This is a genomic window from Nostocoides sp., assembly GCF_035343835.1.
GTDB classification, from domain to species: domain Bacteria; phylum Actinomycetota; class Actinomycetes; order Actinomycetales; family Dermatophilaceae; genus Nostocoides_A; species Nostocoides_A vanveenii.
This window is the reverse complement of the sequence record NZ_DAOQZV010000210.1, coordinates 1-5735: the sequence shown is the minus strand read 5'-3', so window position 1 is coordinate 5735 and position 5735 is coordinate 1. Positions and strand designations below refer to the sequence as shown.

Sequence of the window (5735 nt, the reverse complement as noted above, 5' to 3'; positions counted from 1 at the left end):
ACCCCGCGGCCCGCAGGGCCCGCGCCGACCAGCGCCACCCGGCGCTACCCGACGACGCCCGCCGGCCAAGCGCCCCAACTACGCCCTGCGCCGGACCATCGCACTGATCATCCTGCTCACCTTGCTGACGACGATCTGGTTCGCCGTCAAGGCCCTCGTCGGCTTCGTCGGCGGCCTGTTCAGCGCTTCCGACGCCAAGCCGGGCGTCACGACGAGCGCCCCGGTCAAGCCCGCTGCGATCGTGGCGGTCACCCCCGAGATCCCCGCGCCGGCCCCCAGCCCCGAAGCAAAGCAGGGCACCGCTGGCGCGTCCGACGCCACGAGCCTGGTCCGCACCATGCGGATGGCCTCGCAGTCGATGTCGCCGAAGTCCATCGTCGCCGGCCCGGGCGGCCTGCTCGTGGCGCAGAACATGATGTATCACCACTCGATCAGCGTCTTCCGCGCCGACGGGGCACTGCTCAAGACGATCCCGGACTCGGTGACGCTCAGCGATTTCGGGATCACCGGCCACCCGGGTGTGTCCAAGGGCGCGCCCGTCGAGGCGGCCTTCACCCCGGACGGCAAGTCTGCGTGGGTGTCCAACTACTCCATGTACGGCAGCGGGTTCGGCCCCGAGGGCCTCGACTCGTGCCGCAAGGGCGACGGGACCGACACGTCATACGCCTATCGGGTCAACACCTCGACCCTGGCCGTCGATGCCGTGGTGCCGGTGGGGGCGGTCCCGAAGTATGTCGCGATCACCCCCGACGCGAGCAAGGTCCTCGTCAGTAACTGGTGCTCGTGGAGCCTGTCGGTCATCGACGCCACGACCACCAAGGAAACGGCCCGGATCGACCTGGGCGGCAAGTACCCCCGCGGCATCGTTGTCTCGCCCGACTCCCGGACCGCGTATGTCGCGCTCATGGGCTCCCAGCGCATCGTCGCCGTCGACCTCGCCACCAAGGCCGTCTCGACCTTCGCGGAGCCTGGCAACGGCCCCCGACACCTGGTCATGAGCCCGGACGGCAAGGTCATCTACGTCACCAATAACACCTCGGGGACGGTCGCCAAGATCGACCGGGCCACGGGCGCGGTGCTCGCCACCGTCAAGACGGCGAGCGAGCCCCGCTCGATGGCGATCTCCAGTGATGGGCTGGCCATCTATGTCGTCAACTACGGCTCGGCCTCGATGAGCAAGATCCGCACCTCCGATATGCACATCCTGCAGACCGTGATCACGGACGCCTCGCCCATCGGCATCACCTACGAACCCACCAAGAAGCAGGTCTGGGTGGCCTGCTATGGCGGCTCGTTGATCGTCTTCGACGACTCCAAGCTCAAGGGCTGACGGGTCGCCGCCGGCCACCCTCGCGGGGTCACCTCGCGGGGTCACCAGGCGGGCGACATACCCTGTCGGGGTGCTCCGGACCGCCCTCAAGCCCAAGTGGCTCGCGCTGCTGGCGCTGGTGGTCCTGATCATCGTCGCCTTCACCCAACTCGGCCGCTGGCAACTCGGTGTCGCCCAGGACAAGGCCCGGGCCGAGGAGATGGCCAAGGCCCGCGCGCAGCCGCCGGTGGCCCTCGCGACCTTGCTCTCACCGCATGCGCCCTTCCCGGCCGCCGCGAACGCCCGCCTCGCCATCGTCACCGGCACGTATGCCGAGGGTCAGGTCCTCATCCCCGCTCGCCTCCTCGCGGGCCGCGACGGCTACTGGCTGCTCACGCCGATGACCGAGAGCGCGACCGGCGTGGTCTTCCCGGTCGTTCGTGGCTGGCTGCCGCCGGCAGCGGGCGGGAGCGTGCCCGCCGCCCCGCCACCGCCCACGGGCGAGACCACGGTCGTGGCCTCGCTGGCGCCGGGCGAGTCTCCGACCACCGAGAGCTATCCGGCCGGCCAACTCGGGTCGGTCGACCTGGCCCGCCTTGTCAACATCTGGCCAGGCGCGATCTATAACGCCTTCGGCTTCGCCCAGCGCGAGGCGCCCGCCAATGACCCGCAGGCCGCTGACCGGCCCGGCGCGCTCGAACGCATCCCCCCACCGCGGCCGGACACCGGGCTGAAGGGTCGCAATGCGGCCTACGCGCTTCAGTGGTGGGTCTTTGCCGCGTTCGCCTTCTTCTTATGGATCAAGATGGTCCAGCAAGACGCCCGGCAACGCCGGCACCTCACGCTTCTCGCGCCGCCACCCGGCGGCGCACCGACCCTGACGCAGGAGCCATGACCGCAAACCCCCAAAGCAGAGATGCCGCCAAGCTCGCCACCGCGCTGCGCTTTTTCACGATCATGGCGCTCATCGTCGGCGTGGGCCTGCTCATCCTGGTGGTGGAGATGGTCTTCCAGTACCTCCTGCACTGGAATGGCGACCCCGGCAACCGGGCCAACCCGCTGGCCTGGTGGCCGCAGCCGCACGGCTTCCTCTACATGATCTATCTCGCCGCGACGGCCAATCTCGGCTTCAAGGCGGGCTGGTCGCTGCCGAAGATGGTCGGGGTCATGCTGGCCGGCTGCGTGCCCTTCCTCTCCTTCGTCGTGGAGCGGAAGGTTGCCGCAGAGTTCGCACGTCCCCAAGTAGCATCGGCGCCGTGACCAGCACGCGCCGACCCGTCCTCGTCGTCGACTACGGCGCCCAGTACGCCCAGCTGATCGCGCGACGCGTCCGGGAGGCGAGGATCTACAGCGAGGTGGTCCCGCATACGGCCACCGTCGAGGACCTGATCGCCCGCCACCCCGCGGCGATCATCCTCTCCGGCGGACCGTCGTCGGTCTACGCCGACGGCGCACCCAGCCTCGACGCCGCCCTGCTGGCGGCCGGCATACCGGTATTCGGGATGTGTTACGGATTCCAGGCGATGGCCGCCGCTCTCGGCGGCACGGTCGCGCGCACCGGCTTGCGCGAGTACGGCCAGACCACGATGCGCCGCGACGGGCCACATTCCACCCTTTTCCACGGCCAACCCCGCGAACAGTCCGTATGGATGAGCCACGGCGACAGCGTGTCGGTCGCCCCCGAGGGCATGACGGTCACTGCCACCACCGCGGGCGCGCCCGTCGCGGCCTTCGAGGACGACGTGCGCCGGCTTTACGGCGTGCAGTGGCACCCCGAGGTCGTGCACTCCACCTTTGGCCAGGAGGTGCTGGAGAACTTCCTCTACTCAGGCGCGGGGCTGGCGCCCGACTGGGATGCCGCGAGCGTCATCGACGAGCAAGTGGAGGCGATCCGCGCGACCGTCGGCGACAAGCGCGTGCTCTGCGCGCTCTCCGGCGGCGTCGACTCCTCCGTCGCCGCCGCCCTCGTCCACAAGGCCGTCGGTGACCGGCTGACCTGCGTCTTCGTCGACCACGGGCTCTTGCGCGAGGGCGAGGCCGAGGCGGTCGAGCGCGAATTCGTTGCGTCCACCGGTGTGCACCTGGTCGTCGTCGATGCCCGTGAGCGGTTCCTGACCGCGCTCGCCGGCGTGCGCGACCCCGAGGAGAAGCGCAAGATCATCGGGCGTGAGTTCATCCGGGTGTTCGAGCAGGCCGCGCGCGATGTCGTCGGCGAGGCCGCAGCCGAGGGCCACCCGGTCGAATTCCTCGTCCAGGGCACGCTCTACCCCGACGTCGTGGAGTCCGGTGGTGGCACCGGGACTGCCAATATCAAGAGCCACCACAATGTCGGTGGCCTGCCGGACGACCTGCAGTTCGCGCTGGTCGAGCCGCTGCGCGATCTGTTCAAGGACGAGGTCCGCAAAGTCGGCCTCGAACTCGGCGTGCCCGAGGCCATCGTGTGGCGCCAGCCGTTCCCCGGCCCGGGCCTGGGCATCCGGATCGTCGGCGAGGTCACGGCCGAGAATCTCGCGACCCTGCGGGCTGCCGACCAGATCGCCCGGCACGAGTTGACCGCGGCGGGTCTGGACCGGACCATTTGGCAGTGCCCGGTGGTCCTGCTCGCTGACGTCCGCTCGGTCGGTGTGCAGGGCGACGGACGCACCTACGGTCACCCCATCGTGCTGCGGCCGGTGTCCTCGGAGGACGCCATGACGGCCGACTGGACCCGGCTGCCCTATGACGTGCTCGCCACCATCTCGACCCGCATCACCAATGAGGTCGACGGCGTCAACCGGGTCACCCTCGATGTGACGAGCAAGCCTCCGGGCACGATCGAGTGGGAATGAGCGAGGTGCCCGTACGTCGCTCGGCGATCCGCGATATTGCCGACATCTGCTGGCTGCTGGTCGGCGGCTTGCTCTTGCTCGCGATCGTCGTCGTCGTGGGGCTGAAAACGCGCGCGGGCCAGATCCTCGACGAGGACGTGGTGCGGTCCTTCCGGGTCGATCGCTTCCACGCCGGCCGGATCGAGGTGCTGCTGAGCGAGATTCGCGTCCTGCCGATGGCTCTGATCACGGCGGCGGCCATGGTCATTGCCTTGCTGGGCCGGCACTGGCGGGTGGCCATCGGTCTGCCGCTTCTCGTCGTCGGGGCGAACCAGACGACCCAACTGCTCAAGACCGAATACCTCACCCGCAGCCCGGGTGGGCTCGACCTGCCGGTGTCGATGCCGAGCGGGCATACGACCGCTGCCCTGTCGATGGCGGCCGTCTTGATCATCGCGGTCCCGCGGGTGCTGCGGCCGCTGGCGTGCTTCGTCGGTGGCCTGGTCGCCGGCGGGGCCGGGATCGGGACCGTGGCCGAGCGCTGGCACCGGCCCGGTGATGTGCTTGCCGCGGTGGCGGTCGTGGTCATCTGGTCGGTGCTGGCGCTGGTCGTCGGAGCGCACTGGGTCGACCGGCCACGGGTGCGGGCTGCCGGCTTCGACCGGGGCGTCGGCAACACGGCGCTGGCCGTCGTCGGTGCGTTCATCGGTGCCTATGTCCTGCACCGGTTGGGCATGGCACCGATGCCGGGTTCAAAGGCGAATGCGCTCGTCTACGGCTCGCTGGCTGTCATGGCCGTGGTCACCGGCCTCGGGCTGGGCGCGATCTCGCTGGTCGCCGATCGGCGGATCTTCCGCAATCCGCCTACAGGGGGGAAGCAGGCGTGAACTCGGACCTCGATCCGGTCGACCAGCACATCGGTGACAGCAATGTCGTCCTCGATTCCTTCATGCGGTGGGTGGTGATCGGCCCCGCTTTCTATGCCCTCGCCCGCCCGACGATCAAGGGGCGCGAGCACGTGCCGCCGGCGGGCAGCCCGGCGATCATCGCCAGCAACCACCTCTCGTTCAGCGACTCGATGGTCATCCCGCTGGCTTCGGGCCGGCGGGTGAGCTTCCTGGGCAAGGCGGAGTACTTCCAGGGCACGGGGGTCAAGGGGGCCTTCATGCGCTCGTGGTTCCGTTCCTTCGGCACCATTCCGGTGGAGCGCTCGGACGCGCGCGCGGCCGCGGAGTCGCTGCACATCGCCGAGCGGGTGCTGGCCGAAGGTGGGGCCTTCGGCATCTACCCCGAGGGGACGCGCTCGCGCGACGGTCGACTCCACCGCGGGCGCACCGGGGTCGCGCGGCTTGCCTTGAGCACCGGGGCACCGATCATCCCGTGTGCTTTGACGGGCACCGCGAAGCTGCAGCCGCCGGATGTCACCATCCCGCGGCCGGCCAAGATCACCGTGGAGTTCGGGCCGGCCATCGACATCGCGCCGCTGCAGGAGCAGTTCCGCAAGGCCGCGCTGCTGCGGGCGATCACCGACGCCGTCACCGACGCCATCGGTGCCATGTCGGGCCAGGAGCGCTCCGGCCGGTATGCCAGCGATGTCAATGCCGAACTGGATGGAGCCG

General features: G+C 69.7%; 6 protein-coding genes. All 6 read left to right on the top strand.

From position 1 onward, the window contains the following. On the top strand, positions 1–1330 hold a 1330-nt coding region (locus PKH97_RS13010), incomplete at its 5' end, for a beta-propeller fold lactonase family protein (protein ID WP_324387924.1). Between the two features lie 70 nt (positions 1331–1400). Beyond that, positions 1401–2204: an SURF1 family protein gene (locus PKH97_RS13005; protein ID WP_324387922.1), complete on the top strand. Its 804-nt coding sequence runs from the start codon at positions 1401–1403 to the stop codon at positions 2202–2204. Continuing rightward, the gene (locus tag PKH97_RS13000) at positions 2201–2569 is read left to right on the top strand and encodes a DUF3817 domain-containing protein (RefSeq protein WP_324387921.1); all 369 of its coding nucleotides are present in this window, start codon (positions 2201–2203) and stop codon (positions 2567–2569) included. Before PKH97_RS13005 ends, PKH97_RS13000 begins: the two co-directional genes overlap by 4 nt. Then, positions 2566–4137 carry a glutamine-hydrolyzing GMP synthase gene (gene guaA, locus PKH97_RS12995; protein WP_324387920.1) on the top strand — a complete coding sequence of 524 codons (1572 nt, stop codon included), beginning with the start codon at positions 2566–2568 and terminating at the stop codon, positions 4135–4137. Before PKH97_RS13000 ends, guaA begins: the two co-directional genes overlap by 4 nt. Continuing rightward, complete coding sequence (locus PKH97_RS12990) at positions 4134–5003, top strand: phosphatase PAP2 family protein (RefSeq protein WP_324387918.1); 870 nt, start codon at positions 4134–4136, stop codon at positions 5001–5003. The genes guaA and PKH97_RS12990 overlap by 4 nt, the downstream gene beginning before the upstream one ends. Beyond that, the coding region (locus PKH97_RS12985; RefSeq protein WP_324387917.1) for a lysophospholipid acyltransferase family protein at positions 5000–5735 on the top strand (736 nt) is incomplete at its 3' end. The genes PKH97_RS12990 and PKH97_RS12985, both read left to right, overlap by 4 nt.

Excerpts from the sequence above, each read along its gene's own strand:
- PKH97_RS13000 (WP_324387921.1), top strand. The coding sequence starts at position 2,201 with ATGACCGCAAACCCCCAAAGCAGAGATGCCGCCAAGCTCGCCACCGCG.
- PKH97_RS12990 (WP_324387918.1), top strand. The coding sequence starts at position 4,134 with ATGAGCGAGGTGCCCGTACGTCGCTCGGCGATCCGCGATATTGCCGAC.